The organism is Albirhodobacter sp. R86504 (assembly GCF_042466415.1).
Lineage (GTDB): Bacteria > Pseudomonadota > Alphaproteobacteria > Rhodobacterales > Rhodobacteraceae > Albirhodobacter.
The window spans coordinates 2,551,404-2,572,748 of record NZ_JAXHCH010000002.1 but is presented as its reverse complement, the minus strand read 5'-3'; the positions used below and the strand labels follow the sequence as shown (position 1 = coordinate 2,572,748).

Sequence of the window (21,345 nt, the reverse complement as noted above, 5' to 3'; positions counted from 1 at the left end):
CGTTTCAGGCGTGGCCGGCCGTGGCGGATAGCGTCATCGGATCAATGCCAAGCCCGTGCAGCGCTTCTTCCCACTTCCGCACATTTGGCTCGCGAAAGATAATCCGGTCATCGAGATCGGCGGTCAACCAGACGTTTTGCAAAATCTCGCCTTCCAACTGTCCGGGCCCCCAGCCTGCGTAACCCAATGCAAGGATTGCATTATCTGGCCCAAGACCTTGGCCAATCGCCTCAAGAATATCGCGCGTCGACGTAAGAGAAAGCGCAGATGTCACCGCGAGAGAACCGCCCTCGCCCTCCCATTCGTTTGAGTGCAAAACAAACCCGCGCGACAGTTCGACCGGTCCGCCAAGCTGTACAGGAACAGCAGGCAACGTCGCGCCGTGATGAATGCCCAATTGCGCGAACAGGTCCCGCAAATCGAGATCAGGCGCAGGCTTGTTGATCACAACCCCCATCGCACCCTCCGGATTATGCGCACAAATCAGCAAAACAGCATGCTCAAATCGCGGATCACCCATTCCGGGCATCGCGATCAAAAGCTTTCCAGTGAGATCCATTTGATAGGCTTCCATCTGTTTAAAGTTGCGTGCCGTTGGCGTGGTTTCAAGGGCAATCGCACTTGGGTCCGCAATATTTCCAACATTGCGTAAACACGCGCCGCCCGAATGTGGCGCGCAGGCCATCGCGGCCGTAAATTCATCGCAACACGCGGTTTTGTGACTTTGCGCAAGGATCGAAGGGGCGCTATGCAGCCAGCATGTTTATGTCTCTCGCCCCCAGTTTTCATCGCCCAACCTCGCGCGACCGACGCGTGTTGACCGCTTGCGGTGCAGCATCCGTCTTACTCATTTGCGCAGCCGCAGCGTCTGCGCAATCCGCCCCAGCCGGCGTGATGGAAACCTCGGTTGTGTCTGGTTGGGCCGAAGACGACGGCGCGCAGATTGCAGCGGTTCGAATTTCGCTTGCCGATGGATGGAAAACTTACTGGCGGGCGCCCGGTGACGCAGGGATTCCACCACTGTTTAGCTTTGCAGGGTCGGAAAATATCGCCGCTACGGAAATTCTCTGGCCAAAGCCCGAGGTGTTCGAAAGTGCTGGCTTGCGGACGGTTGGATACCATCACGAATTGGTCCTTCCGATCCGGATAACGCCGCAAGATGCCAGTGCACCGATCGCCCTCTCAGCCCTAATCTCGATGGGCGTTTGCGAAGAAATCTGCGTGCCCGTCGAGGTTGAACTGAAGGCGGATCTGGCCGCAGCCCGCGATGCGACCCGCGATCCCGAAATCGTGCGCGCGTTGGCCGCGACACCCCAAAAACGGCCCGGGCTTGCTCACTGCAGCGCCGAGCCGATCCGCGACGGGATGCGCGTCACGGCCCATATCGATCTGCCCCCTCCGAGCGGCGCGCCACTCACGCCGCAAGCGCTCGCCTTCGCCGCGCGCGAAGCGATCCTCTCGACCTCTCAAAATCCACCTGACGGATATGTCGAAAGCGAGGTCGCGCTGTTCGAACTGCTCGATATGCCCGTCTGGATTTCGGAATCCGATACGCGCCGCGTCGGCGAGGGTCTTATTTCAACCGCCGAGATCGTGCCCGATGCAGCAGCGCCGTTTGATATCAATCTCGCAGCCCTGCGGTTTACGGTTTTGAGCGGTGGCGAAGCATATGAGATAACCGGGTGTGAGGCACTCTAGCCGGATCAAATCGCGAGTCGCGCCCGAAGTTCGAGCAAATCAGTCCACGCATTGCGCTTTTCCGCGGGCGTTGAGATCAGGTTGCGCGGATGGGCCATCGCTAAAGCCGGCTTTCCGAACGCTGTGAGCCATTGCCCCCGCACACGGGTAACACTTGTTTGCGCCAACGGCCGCCCTAGGCCCATCGCGCAAGCACTATTGCCCATCATCACGACGACATCAGGGTCAACGAACTCGACATGCCGAGCGATGAAAGGCGCCATCATCGCAAACTCCTGCGATGTCATGTCGCGATCGCCGGGCGGGCGCCAAGGCAGCACCGGCAAGAGGTAAACCGCGCGGTTCGCGTCGGTCGGATCGCGCGTCAAGCCGATGGCTGACACCATCTTATCAAACATCACGCCCTCGTGCCCCGTCATCATGCTTGCCGCGACATCTTCTTCGCGGACTGGCGCTTCCGTGAGAAAGAGCACGCGCGCTTGCGGGTGTCCCCCCCCGAAAATGCAATTGCGCGCCCCTTTTTTTGGCTCGCAATGCTCGAACGCTTCCAACAGGTCGCGAAGCGTCTCAAGCGACGTCGCCTTCATCGCCGTCGTCCGCGCAGCTTCAACGGGGTCAGGTCCCTGCGGAGCGCGGTGGATTTCGGGCGCGGGGCCGCGCGCGGGCGGTTGGTCACCGCGCTCCACATCGCGCCGCGCCTCGATCTGGTTGGGCGCCGACGCTCGGCTGGGCGCAGAACTGCGCGCCATTGGCATCGGCTCTGCGCGCTCGGGCAAATGATAGCGGTTTAGGGGCGCATCGAGTATCCCCTCATCCGCACCCATTTCGAGCTGCCACTCCAAGAGGGCTGCTGCGGTGTAGAGATCAATGGGTAAATTTTGCGCCGATTCCATGCCGTCAATCCTATTGCCTCAGCCGTCCAAGGTAAACGCCGGATAGTGCGCGCGCCCATCACCGCCCCGACGCACGCCTTAAGCATTGTCGGGAGCGCAGGCATTTGGCATAAGCGGGAAAACAACATCGGAGAGCCCGCGATGACCTTCCGCGCACGGCACCTATTGGGGATCGAATACCTCAGCCAAGAGGACATTCGCACCGTTCTTGATCTCGCAGACCGTTATGTCGATTTGAACCGCCGCACCGTGAAGCGCACCGATGCGCTCGCGGGGATGACGCAAATCAACATGTTTTTCGAAAATTCGACCCGCACACAGGCCAGCTTCGAGTTGGCGGGAAAACGCCTCGGCGCGGATGTGATGAATATGTCGATGCAGAACTCCTCCGTCAAAAAGGGCGAGACGCTGATCGACACGGCGATGACGCTCAATGCGATGCGCCCGGATCTGCTGGTTGTGCGTCACGGCTCCTCTGGCGCGGTCAATTTGCTGGCAGAAAAAGTGAATTGCGCGGTGCTCAATGCGGGCGACGGCAAGCACGAGCATCCGACGCAAGCGCTTTTGGATGCGCTGACGATCCGGCGCGCAAAGGGCCGGATTTCGCGCCTGACGGTCGCGATTTGCGGCGATGTGGCCCATAGCCGTGTTGCTCGATCAAATCTCATTTTGCTCGGGAAAATGGAAAACCGTGTTCGTTTGATTGCCCCGCCCACCTTGATGCCATCGGGCGTCGAGCATTTCGGATGCGAAGTGTTTGATGACATGCGCAAGGGTCTTGAGGGCGCCGATGTTGTCATGATGTTACGACTTCAAAAAGAACGGATGGATGGCGGCTTTATTCCGTCCGAACGAGAATATTTCCATCGCTACGGGCTCGACGCCGAGAAGCTCGCCTATGCGAAAGACGACGCAATTGTTATGCATCCCGGCCCTATGAATCGAGGCGTCGAAATTGATGGGACCATCGCAGATGACATCAACCGCTCAGTGATTCAGGATCAAGTGGAAATGGGCGTAGCGGTGCGCATGGCCTGCATGGATCTGCTGGCGCAAAACCTGCGGGCCGAACGTGGTCGCCTAGCGGATACGGCGTATGCATGAGGCGCGCGCATCCTTCGAGAGCGCGCCGATGAGCCGTCAGCGAGACCATTCCACGCCGCCGCCGCTACCCGCGCCCAATCAAGCGCCATCGCCGGCTGAGCCGGTCGTGCTCCGCGAGCCGGATCGTTTCGCGCAGACGCCCCCGCAGCACACCGTGCCCGATGCGCCCGAGCGTGCCAACATCCCCGCCCGATGGCGCGGGATTGTCGGAACAAACGAGGCCATCTTATGGCAAGGCCAGCCTCGCGCCGCATTGGCGCGGCTCGTCGTGCGCAAGCCAAGCCTATTCGGCGCAGCTCTCATGACCGGATTTTCGATCTTCTGGATGTCGATAGCGGCGCGCGGCGGCGGCTTTATCTGGGCCTTCGGCCTCATTTTTCTTTTTAGAGGGCTTCGCAGCCTCAAGGCGGCGCTGACGCCTGCTCAGGGAAACGCCGCCGCCGATGCCGTACATGCCAGTGACGCGCCGCAGTATCTCTTAACGACACGCGCCGCATATATCATGCAAAGCAATGGTACGGCCGAGCGCGTGGCGATTACGCCCCACACCCCCTTGCGACTGCATAAAGGGCGCAAACCGTCCGTGACCTTTGCGCGCCCGCAGGTTTCGGCCACTCGAGGGCGGCAACAAACATCAACTCGGCCCTACGGATTTGAAAATATCGACGGGGCAGAACAAGTTTATGCGATGATGCGCGAGATCGCACAGGAGATGGAATGATTGTATTCTTGCAAAATGCGCGACTGATTGATCCAGAAGCTATGACCGAAACCCTCGGAAATGTGGTGATCGACGATGGTCGCATCGCCGCAATCGGCCCAATGAGCGCACCGGAGGGCGCGCGCGTCATTGACTGCAAGGGCAAATGCCTCGCGCCGGGAATTATTGATATCGGCGTAAAAATCGGCGAGCCGGGTGAGCGCCATAAGGAAAGCCTGCGATCGGCGGGCTTAGCGGCGGCGGCGGGCGGCGTTACGACGGTTGTCGCGCGCCCTGACACCTTGCCCGCAATCGATACGCCAGAAGTCCTCGAATATGTAAGACGGCGCGCCGAAGACGCCCCTGTGCGCATCCTGCACATGGCGGCCTTGACGAAGGGGCGCGAGGGCCGCGAGATGACCGAGCTTGGCTTCCTTCTGGATGCCGGTGCGGTGGCGTTCACCGACGGGAACAATGTTTCGACCGCGCCCAAGGCGCTCGCTCGCGCGATGACCTACGCCCGCTCGCTAGGCGCGCTGATCATCGGGCATCCACAAGAGCCAGAACTTTCAAAAGGCGCGTCCGTCACCAGCGGCAAATTCGCGTCACTGCGCGGGCTCTCAGGTGTGTCTCCTTTGGCGGAACGCATCGGGTTTGACCGTGATATGGGCCTCGTCGAGATGACAGGCGCGCGTTATCACGCCGACCAAGTCACCTGCGCGCGCACATTGCCCGCGCTGGAACGTGCGAAGGCCAACGGGTTGGACGTTACAGCTGGCGTCTCTATCCACCATTTGACGCTCAACGAGTTTGACGTGGGCGATTATCGTACCTTCTTCAAATTCACACCACCGCTGCGGGCAGAAGAAGATCGCCTCGCAATCGTCGAGGCCGTGCGGTCGGGGCTCATCGATATCATTTGCTCGATGCACACACCTGCGGATGAGGAAAGCAAACGCCTGCCCTTCGACGAAGCCGATGCGGGGGCGGTTGCGCTGGAGACATTCCTGCCCGCCTTGATGCGGCTTTACCATTCCGGCCATCTGACACTTCCGGAGATTTTCCGCGCTTGTGCGCTGAATCCGGCAAAGCGCCTATCCCTTGAACAGGGCCGAATGGCGGAAGGAGCGCCTGCGGATCTGGTCCTGTTTGACCCGGACGCACCGTTCCTGTTGGACCGATTCGCGTTGAAATCGAAATCGAAAAACACCCCCTTCGACGGGACACGGATGGAGGGGCGCGTTCTGCGTAGCTTCGTCGCGGGCGTCGAAGTCTTTTGTGCGGAGACCACATGATGATGACACTAATCTTCGCGGCTTTCGGGGGCTATTTGCTCGGGTCGGTGCCCTTCGGCCTCGTGATCACGCGCGCTTTAGGACTGGGCGATCTGCGCCAGATCGGGTCGGGGAATATCGGCGCGACAAACGTTTTGCGCACGGGCAACAAGCCCGCAGCGCTGGCGACCTTGTTGCTCGATAGCGGTAAAGGCGCAATCGCCGTGCTCATTGCGCGCGCCCTCCTAGGGGAACACGCCGCGCAGATCGCCGGCGGGGCCGCATTTCTGGGGCATGTTTTCCCGATCTGGCTGGGCTTTAAAGGCGGAAAAGGGGTCGCGACATTCTTGGGCACATTGCTTGCTTTGGCATGGCCCTTGGGGCTTGCCGCCTGCGCGACATGGCTCTTGACGGCTTTCATAAGCCGGATTTCCTCGCTTTCGGCGCTGATCGCGGCTGCGGCCTCCGTGCCGCTGGCCTATGTTTTAGGGCGCGCGGATCTGATGATCCTTTGCGCGCTTTTGGCCGCATTGGTGTTTTACCGCCACAAAGCCAACATCGCGCGGATTGCCGACGGCACCGAACCAAAGATCGGTAAGAAGAGCTAAACTGCTCAATGCAAAAGAGGATGCTTGCGCATCCCCTTTTTCGATCCACCAAGGCGATCAGTTCACAGGTTATATCCCTCGTAGATCTTCGTGATATCACCCTGCCAAGCCCCATTCCAGTTTTCCAAAATATCGTCCGCCATGGTCCGGCCTGTCGCGACGCTTTCCTCAACCGGCGCGAGGTAATGTGTCTCGTCGGGCAACAAGCCATCCTGAGACGCCATCGCCCGCGCGGCCAACCCCGTTTTCGAGAGCGCGACAGCCTCGCGCGCCAAATCATGCAGACGAATGCCATTCGCCTCGCCCTGAAGGCCAGAAACCGACGCGGCAATCCGCAGACCCTCGCGGGTTTGCGGATCGAACCCTTTGACAAGATCCCACGCGCCATCCAACGCCGTTTGATTATACATCAAGCCCGTCCAAAACGCGGGCAACGCGTTGATGTGACGGACATCCCCCACATCCGCGCCACGCATCTCGATGTATTTTTTGACGCGCGCTTCGGGGAACACGGTCGTCATGTGATCCGCCCAATCCGACAAGGTCGGCTTTTCGCCCGGCAGCGCTGGCAACTCGCCACGTAAGAAATCGCGGAAGCTTTGCCCAAGTGCGTTGATGTAATTGCCGTCGCGGTAGACGAAATACATCGGCGTATCGAGAACGTAATCGACATAACGCTCATACCCCATACCATCCTCGAAGAAGAACGGCAGCATACCCGTGCGCGCATCATCAAGCCCGCGCCAAATCCGCGAGCGCCACGACTTATGGCCGTTCGGCTTTCCCTCAAACAACGGAGACGATGCGAAAAGCGCCGTGGCGACCGGTTGCAGGGCGATCGCCGTTCGCATTTTGAGGACCATATCCGACTCGGAGGCGAAGTCGAGATTCACCTGAACAGTCGATGTCCGATACATCATCTGCGTGCCATGCGTACCAACGCGGCCCATATAATCCGTCATCAAACGATAACGGCCCTTCGGCATCATCGGCATTTGGTCATGCGACCATTGCGGCGCCGCGCCCAGACCCAAAAACTGAATCCCCATCGCATCGGTGATCGAATGAACTTCGCGCAAATGATCCTGCAATTCATGCGCCGCAGCATGCATATCTTTAAGTGGCGCGCCGGAAAGCTCCAACTGGCCACCCGGCTCGAGCGATATGTTAGCGCCATTCCGCGTGAGGCCGATAATCATGCCTTGCTCGAAGATCGGCTCCCATCCGAAGCGATGCTGGAGCGCCTCAAGGATTGACTGGATTGATCTCTCGCCTGCGTAAGGAAGCGGCAAAAGGCTGTCGGTTAAGTAGCCGAATTTTTCATGCTCGGTCCCGATCCGCCACGCGTCCCGCGGCTTTTCGCCGGACGCGATATACTGTGCGAGTTGATCGAAGGATTCGATAAGACCGCCACCTTGCTGGGGAATGGACATATTGAGGCTCCGTGGCGGTTGGGTTTCTTAGAGTGTGGCTAGAGGTGGGGCGCGTAGCGCGCGGTGTCAAGGGGCGCGACGCCACAGACTTTGTGCGCCAATGCGCGGGGGCAGTTCAGCACCCGAACGCCCCTGCCCAATTGCGAATTCCGGCGGCGGGTTTGCCTGCGCTTTGGTCAGCGCATTTGTCAGCACCGCCATATCAATGCCCGGCAAACGCGCGAAAGCATCATAGAGTTTTTCCGCATGCGTCGTACTTGCCGGTATGACAATTGCGCGCCCGTCCGTTGATTTTAGCCGCCAATGTGGCGCTTGACGCAACGAGATCAAACGTATTTCCGCCAGATCATCAATTTCGATATAACCGCCAAGCCCTTGGCCAGCGCCGAAATAGCCGATGCGTCCCTCATCCAGATCCACCAAGCCTGGCGCCGTCACGGGATGCGCAAAGCGGGCGCGGCGCAGCGCAATGATCCCCCATGTCGCGGCCAAGGCTGCCAGCGCGAATCCCAGTGGCGTTAAGAAATACCCGCCAAAACTCGCAACCCACAGAGCAAGGCCGATCGCCCCCAATGCCGCAAGGACTTCGCGAAAACGGTAAAGGCGCGCCCGCAAAACGGGTCGGATTTCGATCCGCATCAAGCCCAATCTCCAAGAGCGGTTTGCCATAGCGTCACAGCCGCGCAGACCGCCGTATCAGCGCGCAAGATCCTTGGGCCTAACGAAATCGGATGAACAAACGGTAAAGCTCGCAACTTCTCGCGCTCTGTCGTCGAAAAGCCACCCTCGGGCCCGATCAAAATCGCCCACGGCTGCGGCCCTGTCGCAAAGGTGCTGGCGCGCTCCGCCAAGGCCTCAAGAGTCTCTCCTGCGCCTACGAGCGACTTATCAGCCCAAAGGATTTGCCGCACAGATTGGCCTGTAACCACCCAATTATCCAGCACTTTCCAAATATTCTGAATATCGTGAACCATCGGAACATATGTCCCGCCGCATTGTTCCGCGGCTTCCACGGCATGGGCCTGAAGTTTGTCCTGCCGCAGGCGTTCCGAGTTGGTGAATCGTGTCTGCACGGGAAAAATCGCGGCAACGCCAAGCTCGGTCGCTTTCTCGACGATAAAATCAGTGCGGGCTTTTTTGATCGGCGCAAATAAAAGCCATAGATCAGGCGGCGATAGCTGTGGCCCTGATTGTGCCACGCAGACGAGATCGCCGCCGCGCTTTGCCGCCCGTGTGATCTCGGCCTGCCACTCGCCATCCGTGCCATTGAACACGGTGACTCGCGCGCCGACGCCCTGCCGCATTACCGAGACAAGGTAATGCGCTTGCGCCTCGTTGAGCGGCAACGGTTGCCCCTGCCCCAAATGATGCTCTACATGGAGCCTGATTTTAGCCTTTTCCATGGGGGCAACTGTATGTCCGAACCACGAAAGATGCCAGAGAATGTCGCGCGGCCAGCGGGGCAGGTGGCCGATGCCGTCCGCGGGAATTGGGTCGATGAGACTGCCCCAGCGTGGAGCCGCCCTTGGCTGCGTCTTTCGCGGGCGGATCGTCCGATTGGGACATGGCTTTTGCTGCTTCCTTGCTGGTGGGGGCTTGCGCTTGCGGCGGCAACAACCGGCCCACGATATGAAGATCTTTGGATCCTTGCGGGCTGCGCGATTGGCGCTGTTTTGATGCGCGGTGCGGGGTGCACATGGAATGACTTTACGGATCGGGAGTTTGATGTCGCCGTCGCCCGCACGCGGTCACGCCCGATTCCCTCGGGTCAGGTCACGCCAAAAGGCGCCCTGATCTGGATGCTCCTCCAAATGGGCGTCGCTGCGCTCATCTTGCTATCGTTCAATGGCGCCGCGGTCCTTATGGGGTTGATCGCGCTCGCTCCCGTTGCGGTCTATCCGTTCGCAAAACGCTTCACATGGTGGCCGCAGGTATTCTTGGGCCTTGCGTTCAACTGGGGCGCGCTGCTGGCTTGGGTCGCGCACACTGGATCCCTCGGCTGGCCTGCGATCTTGTTGTATCTCTCGGGCATCGCATGGACTTTGTTCTACGATACTATTTATGCCCATCAAGACAAAGAAGATGACGCGCTTATCGGCGTCAAATCCACCGCGCGCCTATTTGGTGACCGCACAGGCGTGTGGCTCGTGCGGTTCCAGATTTTAAGTGTCGTGCTGATGACGGGGGCGATTTTGGTCGCGCTTCTTCCGCAAGATAACGTCATCAAACTGGCCATTGCCTTAGCCGCGCCTTGGGCGATGGGTTGGCATATGTGGTGGCAGCTACGCCGCCTCGATATTAATGACACGGATATTTGCTTGCATTTGTTCCGGTCTAATCGTGACACAGGCCTTCTGGCTGCGCTATTTATCGCCTGTGCTGCGGTCGTGTGATTGAACCTCTGAGGTTCGACCGCTAATGAATTGGCACCTCAGACCACATGAAGGCCATATGCTTATGCGGCTCAGCCCGAAGATCCTGACGATTTCTGCCTTCACCGCCGCGACCGTTGTGTCGGCGTTTATTGCTGGTGGCTCGGCTACCATCATCGAGAAGCGGTCAAGGTCGCTCATGCGGGTCGAACTCGAAGCCGCAGGTTATAGCTGGGCGAATGTCGAGACCGACGGCCTTTTGGTTCAGATTTCGGGCACGGCGCCAACCGAAGCAAACCGGTTTCGCGCGCTGACCAAAGCGGCCTCTGTTGTCGAGGCCACGCGGGTGATCGACCTCACGGAGGTTGAAGTCCAAAAGGAGGCGACGCCGCCGAATTTCTCGCTCGAAATTTTGCGCAATGATGACGGGATATCGCTCATCGGTCTCGTTCCGGCGTCGATGGATCGTGAAGCCTTTATGGAGCGGATCGAGACGATTGCAGGCACAGCCGCCGTCAAAGACATGCTGGAAGCGGCAGATTACGCCGAACCGAAGGGATGGCAATCAGCGCTCGATTTCGGGATATTGACACTGAATACACTTCCCCGCTCCAAAATTTCTGTTGCTCCCGGGAAGGTTGCCGTCACCGCCATCACGAACAGCGCGGCCGAGAAAGCGCGGATCGACGCAGATCTTGCCCGCCGCAAACCCGCTGCGATCGCCCTCCAAAGCGATATTTCCGCCCCCCGCCCCGTCATAACCCCGTTCACATTGCGGTTCGTCATCGATGGCGACGGCGCGCGCTTTGATGCCTGCTCGGCCGACACCGACCGGGCAAAGGCGCGCATCCTCGCGGCAGCAACCGCCGCAGGCGTACCAGCCGGCGCAGGATGCACCGTTGGCATGGGCACCCCTTCAACGCGCTGGGGCGAAGCCACGGAGATGACCATCAAGGCGCTTAAAGACATGGGCGCCGGCCTTGTCACAGTATCGGATGCGGATATCTCGCTGATCGCGGCGGATACCGTGACGCAGGCCGATTTCGATCGGATCGTTGGCGAGTTGGAATCGAACTTGCCGGAGGTCTTTTCCCTCAAAGCGGAGCTAACGAAGAAAGCAGATGCGCTGCCTGCTGGCGGGCCTGAATTCTCGGCAGTGCTGTCTTCAAAGGGCCAAGTGCAATTGCGTGGGCGCCTGTCAGACGAGCGCCTGCGCGAAGCGGCGGAAATTTTGGCGCGCGCGCGCTTTGGTGCCTCGAATGTGTACGGTGCAACCCGCGTCGATGACACTTTGCCCGCAGGGTGGGCTTTGCGGTCGCTCTCGGCGATCGAAGCCCTCTCGCAACTGGCCGAGGGCGAGGCTGTCGTCACGCCAGATCTGATTAAAATCAGCGGCGTATCGGGCAACACGCTTGGCTCGGACGCAATTTCGCGCATTCTGACGGATCGCTTGGGCGAACACTCCCGATTCGATCTCGATGTGCGCTATGACAAACGGCTTGATCCAATTCTTGGCCTTCCGACAGGGGCGGAATGCACAGACATGCTGAACGGTGCCCTTGCCAAGGCAAAAATCAACTTCGAGCCGGGCGCATCTGTCGTGGCCGAGGGCGGCGGCGCGGTTCTCGATACGCTTGCCGGTTTGATGAAAGATTGCGCCGATTTCAAAATGGAAATCGCGGGTCATACGGATAGCCAAGGATCTGACGAATTCAACATGGCACTGTCGCAAGACCGCGCTACGGCCGTTTTGCGCGCCTTGATGGAGCGCCGCGTCAACACCGAATACCTCAGCGCGCAAGGCTACGGCCCGAGCCAACCTGTCGCGCCGAATGATACGGAAGTCGGTCGCGAGGCCAATCGGCGGATTGAATTCGTGCTGCTTGATGCGGCGCCGGTCAACCGCCCCGTCGCCCTGCCCCCTGCGGACGGCACCGTTGCCGCCACCCCGGCGCCTGAAAAAGCTGACGAGGGCGCGGCGCCGCCGAAAGACGGCGAAGACGGCGATGATGCCGCAGCCGAAACCGGCACGATATTGACCCCCGCAACCCAGACGACAAGACGCCCCAAAGCGCGTCCGCAACAAAACTGAGGGATATCCGATGAACAGAACCGAATTTGTGATCGCGACCGCGATTATCCTGATCGTCGCCTTCACCTTGGGTTGGTTCGCCTCATGGCTGATCCACCGCCTTACCCGCGTTACCCGCGCGGATATGGGCGAGTTGGAGCAAATGGCGCAGGCTTTGCATGAGGCCGAAGAAATGCGCGATCAGGCCATCACCTATATCGAACAGCGCGAATCCGAGTTGACCAACCAGATCAGCCAGACCGAGGCCGAACTTCGCGCGGCGATGGACGGGCTGCGTGATGCGCGCCACGAAGCGGAGGAGCTTCGGAACTATATCGAACGGACGAATGCCAAAACCTGACGGCGCGTGGCGTGTCGATCTAAGTTACGACCGGATCAGAGGCTTGGCCTGAACAAGCAGCGGATGCTGATCGGCCTCGTCATCTTGCGCGAGAAAATCGGCGCGCATTTTGGGCGCCCAGTTCTCATTCAAATGCGCCGCAATCGCTGCCGGTTGATCGCCGCGCTGGCTCGCGAAGAAGGTTGCTATCTGGTTTGCCATTTTGGTCAGTTTCATGCGGCCTCTCGAATGCGGAATTCGTGGGTGTAAATCTCGTAGCTCGTATCGCGCGTACGCCCGATCAGTGTAATGCCCGCGCGCGCGGCCTCATCAACGGCCAATGACGTGGGCGCGCCGGCTGCGACGATAACCTCCGCGCCGATCATTCCCGCCTTCTGCACCAAGTCAACGGACAGGCGTGACGTGAGGACCAAAATACCCCCCTGCCCCAGCCGCCCGACTGCGGACCGCGCCAGAGCACCTGCAAGCTTGTCCAGTGCGTTATGCCGGCCAATATCCTCGCGCAGCACATGCAACCCGCCCTCCGCAGACCAAAGCGCCGCAGCATGGGCTGCACGTGTCGCATCTTGCAAAGGCTGTGCCGCGCGCAACGATGCCATCGCGCGCGATGGGTCTTCGCGCCCCAATGTAACCGTCCGCCCCACTAGACGCGCTGGCCGCAGGGCCTCTTTCAAGCTGTCGATGCCACAAAGACCGCACCCGACAGGCCCCAACATCGCGCGGCGCCGCGCATTCAATCGAGCGCTCAGCTCCGGCTTGAGCCACATACGCGCCTCAAGCCCCAGCTCTTGTTCACACGCCTCGAAACGCACCACATCGTCTGGCCCATCGATCACCCCTTCGGTGAGCGCGAAGCCCAGCGCGAAATCCTCCAGATCTGAAGGCGACGCCATCATAACGGCCTGTGTACTGCCGTCGAAAACCAGTGCAACGGGCGCCTCAATCGCCAACGCCCCTGTGCCGGTTTCCCGCCAGACATCCATTATTCAGCAGCCTCAATCCGCCGCGCCTGTGTCGCCTGCGCGGCATAGGTTTCCTGCCAATCCGATGGGCCGTTGGACGCAGAGACCTGCACCGCCGTCACCTTATATTCCGGGCAATTCGTGGCCCAATCGGAATTGTCGGTGGTGACCACATTCGCCTGCGTCACCGGATGGTGGAAGGTGGTGTAGACCACGCCCGGGGCCACCCGTTCCGTAATCTGCGCGCGCAAGGTGGTTTCCCCCGCGCGGGACGCAAGGCGGACGAAATCGCCCTCCTTCACGCCGCGATTTTCGGCATCATGCGGGTGGATTTCCAACACATCCTCGGGGTGCCACGCGGTATTCTCCGTGCGCCGCGTCTGGGCGCCCACGTTATAATGCGCAAGCACACGCCCCGTGGTCAGCAACAGCGGGAAGCGCGGGCCGGAGCGTTCCTCGGTCGCGACATATTCGGTGCGGATGAACCGCCCCTTGCCGCGCACAAACGCATCCACATGCATGATCGGAGAGCCATCCGGCGCATCGTCATTGCACGGCCATTGCACCGACCCGCGATCCTCCAACATCGCGTAGCTGACATTGGCAAAGCCCGGCGTGGTGGCCGCGATCTCGTCCATGATCTGGCTCGGATGGGTGTAATTCCACCCCGCGCCCAGCGCATTGGCCAGCATCTGGGTGATTTCCCAATCGGCATAGCCATTCTTCGGCGCCATCACTTTGCGCACACGGTTAATCCGGCGCTCGGCATTGGTGAAGGTGCCGTCCTTTTCCAAGAAGGTCGATCCGGGCAGGAACACATGCGCGTAATTCGCCGTCTCGTTGAGGAAAAGATCGTGGACGATCACGCAATCCATCGCCGCCAAACCCGCCGCGACGTGCTTGGTATCGGGATCGGATTGCAAGATATCCTCGCCTTGGCAATAGAGCGCGCGGAAGTTTCCGGCGACCGCCTCATCCAGCATATTCGGGATCCGCAACCCCGGCTCGGACGGCAAAGTCACCCCCCAAGCGCGTTCAAAAATCTCGCGCGCAGTGTCATCGGAGACATGCCGATAGCCCGGCAATTCATTCGGGAAGCTGCCCATATCGCAGGCGCCTTGCACGTTGTTTTGTCCGCGCAGCGGGTTCACACCCACGCCCTCGCGGCCGATATTTCCGGTGAGCATCGCAAGGTTCGCAATCGCCATCACCGTGGTCGATCCTTGGGAATGTTCGGTCACGCCCAGCCCGTAGTAAATCGCGCCATTCGGTGCGGCGGCAAAGGCCCGCGCGGCGGCCCGCAAGGACGCGGCAGGCACGCCGGTTTGCGCCTCCACGGCTTCGGGGGCATGACGCGGATCGGCGATAAACTCGGCGTAATCCGCGAATTCCTCGGTATCGCAACGATCCCGAATGAAGGCTTTATCCTCCAGCCCTTCGGTCAAAATCACATGCGCGAAGGCCGACAGCACCGCCACATTCGTCCCCGGTTTCAGCGCAAGATGATGCGCCTCATTCAGATGCGGCGTGTTCAAAAGATCGGTCCGGCGCGGATCGGCCACGATCAACGATGCCCCCTGCCGCAGCCGTTTGCGCAGCCGCGAGGCGAACACCGGATGCCCGTCGGTCGGGTTCGCGCCGATAATCAGCGCGCAATCGACATGCTCGACACTGTCGAAATTCTGCGTGCCGGCGGAGGTGCCAAACGTCTGTTTCAGCCCGTATCCGGTGGGCGAATGGCACACGCGCGCGCAGGTATCGGTGTTGTTATTGCCAAACACCGCGCGGGTCAGTTTCTGCACGAGGAATGTTTCCTCATTGGTGCAACGCGAGGAGGTAATCACCCCCATCGCATCCTTGCCATGCCTTGCCTCAATCGCGCGCAGGCGGTTGGCGGTGAACTCCAGCGCCTCGCTCCACGACACTTCGCGCCAAGGATCGGTGATCTGATCGCGGATCATCGGGTACAAAATCCGGTCTTGGTGGTTGGCATAGCCCCACGCAAATCGCCCCTTCACGCAGGAATGGCCGCGGTTCGCCTCGCCGCCTTTATAGGGCACCATGCGGACCAATTCATCGCCGCGCATCTGCGCCTCGAAGGAACATCCCACCCCGCAATAGGCGCAGGTGGTAACGATGGATCGCTCCGGCGTGCCGATCTCTTCAACCGATTTCTCGACCAAAGTCGCCGTCGGGCAGGCCTGCACACAAGCGCCGCAAGACACGCAATCGGAGGCGAGAAAATCGGGCGCCGCCGTCGAAATCCGCGCGTCAAACCCACGGCCCTCAATCGTCAGCGCAAAGGTGCCCTGCACCTCTTCACAGGCCCGCACGCAGCGCATGCAGACGATACATTTCGCCGGATCATAGCTGAAATATGGGTTGGAAATATCCTTGGCGATGTAGCGCGGATTGGCCTCGCCATTGGCGCGCACCTCGAAATGGTTTTCGCCCTTCGTATAGCGCACATCGCGCAGGCCCACCGCCCCCGCCATATCCTGCAATTCGCAATCGCCATTCGCCGCGCAGGTCAAACAATCCAGAGGGTGATCGGAGATATAGAGCTCCATCACGCCCTTGCGCAGGCGTTTGAGATGGGTGGTTTGGGTGTGAACCTCCATCCCGTCCGTGGCCGGCGTGGTGCAGGACGCGGGCGTGCCGCGATGGCCCTTGATCTCCACCATGCACAGCCGGCACGAGCCGATCGGATCAATGCTATCGGTCGCGCACAGCTTGGGAACCGTGATCCCCGCCTCTTTCGCGGCCCGCATCACAGACGTGCCCGCAGGCACGGTCACTTTCTGGCCGTCGATGGTCAGCGTGATCGGTTTGCCCGATTTCACAGGCGTGCCCATATCGGGAAGGATGAAATCTTTCATTCAGCGGCCTCCTTCAGAGGGGAAAATTCCTGCGGGAAATGGGTCAGCGCGGAGAGCACCGGATAGGGCGTGAACCCGCCCAGCGCACAAAGCGAGCCGTGTTTCATCGTGTGGCACAGATCGAGGAGCAACTCCTCCGCCTCAGGATCGCCCGCCAGCATCCGATCAATCGTCTCCACCCCGCGCACCGCGCCAATCCGGCACGGCGTGCATTTGCCACAGCTTTCCACCGCGCAAAATTCCATCGCAAACCGCGCGAGCTGGGGCATGTCGGCACTCTCGTCAAACACCACGATGCCCGCATGGCCAATCAGCCCGTCCTTGCCCGCGAATTCCTCATAGCCAAACGGCGTATCATATTGTTGGGGCGTGAAATACGCGCCCAAAGGCCCACCTACCTGAATGGCTTTGACCTTGCCGCCCGACGCCGTGCCGCCGCCAATCGTCTCGACGATCTCGCCCAAACTGGTGCCAAACGCGGTCTCATACAGCCCGCCAAATTTGATATTTCCCGCCAGTTGCAGCGGCATCGTCCCGCGCGAGCGGCCAATCCCGAAATCGGCATAGGCCTGCGCGCCATTGGCGAAAATCCACGGGATCGAGGCCAGCGTGAGGACGTTATTGACCACCGTTGGCCGCCCCATGAACCCTTCAATCGCGGGCAGCGGCGGCTTCGCACGCACCACGCCGCGCTTGCCCTCCAAGGAATTCAGCAACGAAGTTTCCTCGCCGCACACATAGGCCCCCGCGCCGACGCGGATTTCCATGTTGAAATCTTTGCCCAAAATGCCTTGCGTCCGCGCAATCTCGACCGCGGCCGACATGATCCGGATCGCATCGGGATATTCCGACCGAATATAAACATAGCCCATCGACGCGCCCACGCTGAGCCCCGCAATCGCCATCCCCTCGATCAAGGTGAACGGATCGCCCTCCATCAACATCCGGTCCGCAAACGTGCCGCTATCGCCCTCATCGGCGTTGCACACGATATACCGGCGGTCCGCGGGGGCCAGCGCCACGGTTTTCCATTTGATCCCCGCTGGGAAGCCCGCACCGCCCCGGCCGCGCAGACCGGAGGCCGAAACCTCATCGAGCCGCTGATCGCGGGTCATTTTGCGGGCGTTTTCCAATCCCACAATCCCGCCATGGGCGCGGTAATCCTCCAACGACAAAGGATCAATCACGCCCACCCGCGCGAAGGTCAAACGGGTTTGCGATTTGAAGAACGGGATTTCCTCGGTCAGGCCCAGCTCTTTGGGATGCACCCCCGCATCAAACAGCGCGGGCACATCGGCCACCGTCATCGGGCCGTAAGCAATCCTGCCATTTGGCGTCTCGATCTCGATCATCGGCTCCAGCCAGATCATCCCGCGGGTTCCGTTGCGAACAATCTCAACCGCAATCCCGCGCTCGGCGGCGGCGCGACCAATCGCGGCGGCAACGGCATCGGACCCCAAAGCACGGGCGGCGGCATCTTGAGGGACGTAAATTTTCATGCGCGCGCCTCCGAAACCAGCCGATCAACCGTAGCGCGGCCGATCAATTCGCCATTCACCTGCGCGGCAGGGGCACAAGCGCAAAGCCCAAGGCAATAAACCGCCTCCAACGCCACATCGTTCTTCGTCTCGCCCAGCTTCATGCCCAAAGCCACCTCCAGCGCGGAAATCATCGACGCGCCGCCCATCGCCTGACACGCCTCGGCGCGGCACACGCGGATCACATGTTTGGCCTGCGGGGCGCGATGGAAATCGTGATAAAATTCGATCACGCCGTGCAATTCGGCGTTGGAAATCTGCAACGCCGTCGCAATCGGCGCGAGGGCTTCAGCTGGCAAATACCCGAATTCGGCCTGAACAGAATGCAGGATCGGCAAAAGCGGCCCTTCCATTGCGGCATGAGCGGCACAGATTTCCTGCGTTCGTTGGCGAATGGACATGGCTGGGTCTCCCTTGGCTAAGATCTCGCTACAAGGCATTCAACAGTCAATCAATATCGCAATCCCGTTGAGTGATAGATAACGCCTATCACTCTTTAGCTTCAATCTGGCCGAGCAACGCCTGCAACGCAGGCCCAATCAGATCGCGCGACGGCAAAATCATGCCGATCGGATGCGTGAATTCCGGCGTTAAAGCCCGCGCGGTGCAGCCGGCAGGCAACATAACGCCCTCGGCCAGCGCCTGCGGCAAGATCGCCGACCAGCCGCCCTGTGCGACATGCGCGAGCAATGTGATCGTAGAATTTGACGAGAGCCGCGCCTGCGCTTCGACTCCTGTTTCAACGCCCGCCTCGCCCAAGTGCCGGTCTATGATCCGGCGATTTTGCATCTCGGGCGTCAACAGGCAAAGGGGGCGGGACGCGGCCTCAACCCAAGGCAACGGACCGGTCTCATTGCTCCGCTCGACAAGGCGGTAATGTTCCTCGAAAAATGGGACATGCGAAATGCGCGCCGGCAATCCGTCGATATAACTAACGCCTGCGTCCAGCTCGAAAGTTTCCAACCCCTCGACAATCTCGGCCGACGAGGCAGACCGGATCGTCAAACGGACCTGCGGATGCGCGGCCATGAACGGCGCTGTGATCTGCGCCACCCGCGCCAGCGCGGTCGGAATAACGCCCAATCGAATATGCCCCGCGACGCCACGACGCGCGCTGCGCATCTCGTCGCGCAGATGACGCGCGTCACGTGTGATCCTGCGCGCCCAATCGAGCGTACGCAGGCCCTCCGGCGTCAGCCCCTGATACCGTGCACCCCGGATGACCAACTGGACGCCCAGTTGATCTTCCAACGCGCGGATCGCGGAAGAAAGCGTCGGCTGCGTCACCCCATGCGCCGTCGCGGCACGGCCAAAATGGCCCTCCCGCGCGAGTGCAACGAACATTTCAAGCTTGTCGATCATACGTCGATCTTATCAATCCCCGACGCCCCCCGCGAGTGCGAAAGAGGTGGCGCGCGCGCCCTATTTTTAATGCGCGAATTCTGATGCAGACCTTGTCGGAAGCGTTGGCGGTCTCTATCTCCTATTCCATGGATATATCTCGCCTTCTTCCCGCCCGCTTTTCGCACCTCGCGCGTCGCGCGCCTCGCGTTCCGGTTCTACGCCTAGAGGGCGTCATAGGTGGCTCGTCCCGCCCCGGCGCGGCAGGCCTGTCGGACGCCGCGCTCGCGCCGCTGATCGAACGGGCGTTCAAGAAAAACCCCACCGCAGTTGCGCTGGTTATCAATTCGCCCGGCGGCTCACCCGTGCAAAGTTCGCTCATCGCGGCGCGCATTCGACGGCTGGCCGAGGAAACCGGAACTCCGGTTCATGCTTTCGTCGAGGATGTGGCCGCATCGGGCGGCTACTGGCTTGCCTGTGCCGCGGATGACATCTGGGCCGATAGCACCTCGATCGTGGGATCGATTGGTGTGATTTCTTCCGGGTTCGGCCTTCACGAGCTGATCGCGAAACACGGGATTGAACGGCGCGTCCACACGGCCGGCGCCTCGAAAAGCTTCATGGACCCGTTCAAACCGGAAAAACCGGAGGATATCGAGCGGCTCAAAAAGCTTCTCGCGCCGATGCACGAGAGCTTTAAGGCCCATGTCGAGCAACGTCGCGGCACACGGCTGAAGACAGATCAGGATATCTTCACTGGCGACATCTGGACCGGCACCGATGCAACCGATATCGGCTTGATCGACGGGACGGCACATCTCGTGCCGAAACTACGCGCGCTCTATGGCGAAAAAGTGCGGCTTGAACCCTATGCCCGCAAGCGTCCGTTCCTGTCGCGCTTCGGAATGAGCCTCGCAGGATCAGTTTTGGACACGGTCGAGGAGCGCGCCACATGGGCCCGTTTCGGCCTGTAGAATGCTCCTACGCATCGTCCTCCTTTTTTTGATCGCGATGGCCGTCCTCGCGATGTTCGGAAAACTACGTCTACCAAAGGGACGGCGTTGCGCGCGATGCGGCAGACCTCGCTTGGTCGGGAAAGCAACCTGCGGGTGTAAGGATAAACGCGGATGATGATCAGTTTGGGAATGGTCGCGCTTGGCCTCGTTTTGCTCGTGGGCGCGGGCGATATCTTGGTGCGCGGGGCGACAGGGCTTGCCTTCCGTCTCGGAATTCCCCCCCTGATCGTCGGATTGACCGTTGTTGCCTTCGGCACATCCGCGCCGGAGTTGATGGTGTCGGTCGCCGCCGTTCTCGATAACTCTCCCGGGATCGCCTTGGGCAATGTTGTCGGATCGAACATCGCGAACGTGCTTCTTGTCCTTGGCCTACCCGCCCTGATTGCGACGGTTCACACACACCCGTCCGAGACACGCCAAAGCTATCTCATAATGATCGGGGCAAGCGTTCTGTTTATCGTGCTATGCTTCCTAGGCCCGATCCGCCTACCGCATGCGCTGGTCTTGCTCACGGCGTTGTTCCTCATGATCTTCGGCCAAGTTAGGAACGCGCTGACGCATCGCGCCTCCAATGCGGGCCGCGCGCAGATCCCTGAGGACGCGCTCGAACAAGATCCACAGCTTTCCAGCAAGAAAATTGCCCTTTTCCTGATCCTCGGATTGATCGGCCTGCCTGTGGGGGCAGATTTCCTTGTCAAAGGCGCCACGGATATCGCGCTGGCTGCTGGCTTATCAGAGGCGGTCATCGGGCTGACGCTGGTCGCAATTGGCACATCCCTGCCCGAACTCGCCACCTCTCTCACCGCTGCCTTTAAGGGCCGCACGGATCTGATGATGGGGAATGTGATCGGATCGAACATCTTTAATATTCTTTGCATCATCGGCTTCGCCGGCTTGATTGGCCCTCTCCCTGTGCCTGCCGAAATGCTGCGCTTCGATATCTGGGTCATGTTGGCGGCGGCCATTGTGATGCTTCCTTTCGCAATGCGCGGCGTCGCGATTACGCGAAAGCTCGGGCTGTGCTTGACAGGCGCGTATGCGGCCTATGTTCTGGCTATTATTGCCTGATCCACATGCGGACGCAGGCGGGATAAA

Annotated in this window: 21 protein-coding genes; 10 read left to right on the top strand and 11 right to left on the bottom strand. The window is 60.3% G+C overall.

The annotated features are described in order from the left end of the window. Nucleotides 1-4 precede the first annotated feature (4 nt). Entirely contained in the window at nt 5-559 is a 555-nt protein-coding gene (locus SJY32_RS14410; protein ID WP_376876816.1) for a YqgE/AlgH family protein, read from the bottom strand. A 200-nt stretch (nt 560-759) separates the two neighbouring features. Here SJY32_RS14410 and SJY32_RS14405 point away from each other — a divergent pair, with 200 nt between their 5' ends. Next, nucleotides 760-1,698, top strand: coding sequence for a protein-disulfide reductase DsbD domain-containing protein (locus SJY32_RS14405; protein WP_376876813.1), 939 nt, complete (start codon nt 760-762; stop codon nt 1,696-1,698). Between the two features lie 5 nt (nt 1,699-1,703). On the opposite strand, the gene SJY32_RS14400 is transcribed toward SJY32_RS14405, so the two are convergent. After that, on the bottom strand, nt 1,704-2,591 hold the full coding sequence (locus SJY32_RS14400) for a uracil-DNA glycosylase family protein (protein ID WP_376876810.1): 888 nt from the start codon (nt 2,589-2,591) through the stop codon (nt 1,704-1,706). Between the two features lie 141 nt (nt 2,592-2,732). Here SJY32_RS14400 and SJY32_RS14395 point away from each other — a divergent pair, with 141 nt between their 5' ends. From SJY32_RS14395 to plsY, 4 genes are read left to right on the top strand one after another with little or no spacing between them, the layout of a single operon-like run. Next, nucleotides 2,733-3,695 carry an aspartate carbamoyltransferase catalytic subunit gene (locus SJY32_RS14395; RefSeq protein WP_376876807.1) on the top strand — a complete coding sequence of 321 codons (963 nt, stop codon included), beginning with the start codon at nt 2,733-2,735 and terminating at the stop codon, nt 3,693-3,695. 28 nt (nt 3,696-3,723) lie between these two features. Beyond that, nucleotides 3,724-4,416 carry a hypothetical protein gene (locus SJY32_RS14390; RefSeq protein ID WP_376876804.1) on the top strand — a complete coding sequence of 231 codons (693 nt, stop codon included), beginning with the start codon at nt 3,724-3,726 and terminating at the stop codon, nt 4,414-4,416. Further along, entirely contained in the window at nt 4,413-5,690 is a 1,278-nt protein-coding gene (gene pyrC, locus SJY32_RS14385; protein ID WP_376876801.1) for a dihydroorotase, read from the top strand. The genes SJY32_RS14390 and pyrC overlap by 4 nt, the downstream gene beginning before the upstream one ends. Nucleotides 5,691-5,692: 2 nt before the next feature. Then, on the top strand, nt 5,693-6,277 hold the full coding sequence (gene plsY, locus SJY32_RS14380) for a glycerol-3-phosphate 1-O-acyltransferase PlsY (protein ID WP_376877774.1): 585 nt from the start codon (nt 5,693-5,695) through the stop codon (nt 6,275-6,277). A 62-nt stretch (nt 6,278-6,339) separates the two neighbouring features. On the opposite strand, the gene SJY32_RS14375 is transcribed toward plsY, so the two are convergent. The 3 genes from SJY32_RS14375 to SJY32_RS14365 form a co-directional block, all read right to left on the bottom strand. Then, nucleotides 6,340-7,710 (bottom strand): glutamate--cysteine ligase, encoded by a 1,371-nt coding sequence (locus SJY32_RS14375; protein ID WP_376876798.1) that lies wholly within the window; start codon nt 7,708-7,710, stop codon nt 6,340-6,342. Nucleotides 7,711-7,776: 66 nt separating this feature from the next. Next, the gene (locus SJY32_RS14370; RefSeq protein WP_376876795.1) at nt 7,777-8,349 is read right to left on the bottom strand and encodes a hypothetical protein; all 573 of its coding nucleotides are present in this window, start codon (nt 8,347-8,349) and stop codon (nt 7,777-7,779) included. After that, entirely contained in the window at nt 8,349-9,113 is a 765-nt protein-coding gene (locus tag SJY32_RS14365; RefSeq protein ID WP_376876792.1) for a 16S rRNA (uracil(1498)-N(3))-methyltransferase, read from the bottom strand. The genes SJY32_RS14370 and SJY32_RS14365 overlap by 1 nt, the downstream gene beginning before the upstream one ends. A gap of 12 nt (nt 9,114-9,125) precedes the next feature. Between SJY32_RS14365 and ubiA the strand changes: the two genes are divergently transcribed. Genes ubiA through SJY32_RS14350 form a run of 3 tightly spaced genes read left to right on the top strand, consistent with a single transcriptional unit; the run spans nt 9,126 to nt 12,514 of the window. Further along, entirely contained in the window at nt 9,126-10,103 is a 978-nt protein-coding gene (gene ubiA, locus SJY32_RS14360) for a 4-hydroxybenzoate octaprenyltransferase (RefSeq protein ID WP_376876789.1), read from the top strand. A 58-nt stretch (nt 10,104-10,161) separates the two neighbouring features. After that, on the top strand, nt 10,162-12,174 hold the full coding sequence (locus SJY32_RS14355; RefSeq protein WP_376876786.1) for an OmpA family protein: 2,013 nt from the start codon (nt 10,162-10,164) through the stop codon (nt 12,172-12,174). Nucleotides 12,175-12,184: 10 nt separating this feature from the next. After that, complete coding sequence (locus SJY32_RS14350; RefSeq protein WP_376876783.1) at nt 12,185-12,514, top strand: hypothetical protein; 330 nt, start codon at nt 12,185-12,187, stop codon at nt 12,512-12,514. A 24-nt stretch (nt 12,515-12,538) separates the two neighbouring features. Here SJY32_RS14350 and SJY32_RS14345 read toward each other — a convergent pair whose 3' ends face one another. The 6 genes from SJY32_RS14345 to SJY32_RS14320 all read right to left on the bottom strand — a co-directional run bounded on the left by SJY32_RS14345 (nt 12,539) and on the right by SJY32_RS14320 (nt 19,255). Beyond that, nucleotides 12,539-12,730, bottom strand: a complete 192-nt coding sequence (locus SJY32_RS14345; RefSeq protein ID WP_376876780.1) for a formate dehydrogenase subunit delta — start codon at nt 12,728-12,730, stop codon at nt 12,539-12,541. Next, nucleotides 12,727-13,497, bottom strand: coding sequence for a formate dehydrogenase accessory sulfurtransferase FdhD (gene fdhD, locus SJY32_RS14340; RefSeq protein WP_376876777.1), 771 nt, complete (start codon nt 13,495-13,497; stop codon nt 12,727-12,729). The genes SJY32_RS14345 and fdhD overlap by 4 nt, the downstream gene beginning before the upstream one ends. Continuing rightward, nucleotides 13,497-16,355: a formate dehydrogenase subunit alpha gene (gene fdhF / locus SJY32_RS14335; RefSeq protein WP_376876774.1), complete on the bottom strand. Its 2,859-nt coding sequence runs from the start codon at nt 16,353-16,355 to the stop codon at nt 13,497-13,499. The genes fdhD and fdhF overlap by 1 nt, the downstream gene beginning before the upstream one ends. Continuing rightward, nucleotides 16,352-17,854 (bottom strand): formate dehydrogenase beta subunit, encoded by a 1,503-nt coding sequence (locus SJY32_RS14330; RefSeq protein WP_376876771.1) that lies wholly within the window; start codon nt 17,852-17,854, stop codon nt 16,352-16,354. Before SJY32_RS14330 ends, fdhF begins: the two co-directional genes overlap by 4 nt. Further along, complete coding sequence (locus SJY32_RS14325; protein ID WP_376876768.1) at nt 17,851-18,294, bottom strand: NAD(P)H-dependent oxidoreductase subunit E; 444 nt, start codon at nt 18,292-18,294, stop codon at nt 17,851-17,853. Before SJY32_RS14325 ends, SJY32_RS14330 begins: the two co-directional genes overlap by 4 nt. An 88-nt stretch (nt 18,295-18,382) precedes the next feature. After that, nucleotides 18,383-19,255 (bottom strand): LysR family transcriptional regulator, encoded by an 873-nt coding sequence (locus SJY32_RS14320; RefSeq protein ID WP_376876765.1) that lies wholly within the window; start codon nt 19,253-19,255, stop codon nt 18,383-18,385. Between the two features lie 128 nt (nt 19,256-19,383). On the opposite strand from SJY32_RS14320, the gene SJY32_RS14315 reads away from it, so the two are divergent. Together SJY32_RS14315 and SJY32_RS14310 are read left to right on the top strand one after the other, a co-directional pair. Next, the gene (locus SJY32_RS14315; RefSeq protein ID WP_376877771.1) at nt 19,384-20,208 is read left to right on the top strand and encodes a S49 family peptidase; all 825 of its coding nucleotides are present in this window, start codon (nt 19,384-19,386) and stop codon (nt 20,206-20,208) included. Nucleotides 20,209-20,361: 153 nt separating this feature from the next. Beyond that, complete coding sequence (locus SJY32_RS14310) at nt 20,362-21,318, top strand: calcium/sodium antiporter (RefSeq protein ID WP_376876762.1); 957 nt, start codon at nt 20,362-20,364, stop codon at nt 21,316-21,318. Nucleotides 21,319-21,345: the final 27 nt, after the last annotated feature.